This window comes from Myxococcus sp. RHSTA-1-4 (assembly GCF_020037125.1).
Taxonomy (GTDB): domain Bacteria; phylum Myxococcota; class Myxococcia; order Myxococcales; family Myxococcaceae; genus Myxococcus.
Genome location: NZ_JAIQDG010000126.1, coordinates 1 through 1,149 on the forward strand (window position 1 = coordinate 1; position 1,149 = coordinate 1,149).

1 protein-coding gene is annotated in these 1,149 nt (G+C 67.9%); it reads left to right on the plus strand.

Annotated features, from left to right (window positions below; translation table 11 throughout):
• On the plus strand, positions 1-1,002 hold a 1,002-nt coding region (locus tag K8638_RS44220; RefSeq protein WP_223760818.1), incomplete at its 5' end, for a transposase.
• Between the last annotated feature and the right edge of the window lie 147 nt (positions 1,003-1,149).

Sequence of the window (1,149 nt, forward strand, 5' to 3'; positions counted from 1 at the left end):
TTCGTGCAGGTGCTGGCGCTGTGCCAGAAGGCGGGGCTGGTGAAGCTGGGGCACGTGGCGCTGGACGGCACGAAGCTGAAGGCCAATGCCAGCAAGCACAAGGCGATGAGCTACGAGCGCATGCAGCAGCGCGAGAAGGAGCTGGCCGAGAAGGTGGCCGGGTTGCTGAAGCGCGCTGAGGAGGCGGACGCGGCGGAGGACCAGCTCTACGGCAAGCTGAAGCGAGGCGACGAGCTGCCCCAGGAGTTGCAGCGAGCCGAGACGCGGCTGGCCCGAATCCGCGCGGCCAAGGCGGAGTTGGAGGCCGAAGCCAGGGCCGCCCATGAGGCGCAGCAGGCCCAGAAGAAGAAGGACCCAGACGACGAGCCACCCGGGCCGACGCCCTTGCCCAGCCACCGGGTGCCCACCCAGGAGGAGGGCAAGCCTACGCCCAAGGCGCAGCGCAACTTCACCGACCCGGAGAGCCGAATCCAGAAGACGAAGGACGGCTTCATTCAGGGCTTCAATGCGCAGGCGGCTGTGGACGAGGAGCACCAAATCATCGTGGCCCAGGCGCTCACCAACCAGCCGCCGGACGTCGAGCACTGGGTGCCGATGCTGGAGCAGGTGGTGGAGAACTGCGGCGGGGTGCCCGAGGCCGTGACAGCCGACAGCGGCTACTTCTCCGAACAGAACGTGGCCACCGCGGCGAGCATGGGCATCAACGCATACATCGCGACCGGCCGGCTCAAGCACGGCGAGGCGCCAGAGCCAGTGCGAGGGCGGATGCCGCGAGACTTGAGCCTCAAGGAATGGATGGCGCGAAGGCTTCGGACGAAGAAGGGACGTGAGGTATACGCCCGACGCAAGGTGGCGGCCGAGCCGCCCTTCGGCCAAATCAAACAGGCGCGAGGCTTCCGGCAACTGCTGCTGCGCGGGCTGCAGAAGGCGCGTGGGGAGTGGGCACTCATCTGCCTGACCCACAACCTGCGCAAGCTGCACGGCGCGACGCTGGCCGGGTAGCTGTAGGGGGCGCCCGCCCGCAGAGGGCAGACGTGGAATGAACATTCCTTCCACGGACGCCCACCCGCAGGCGGAGGGACGGGCGGCCCAGGTGCAGCAGGGAGCCCTTTACCTCGCTCCTTGCCCGTTACAGCAACACGCTCCTAG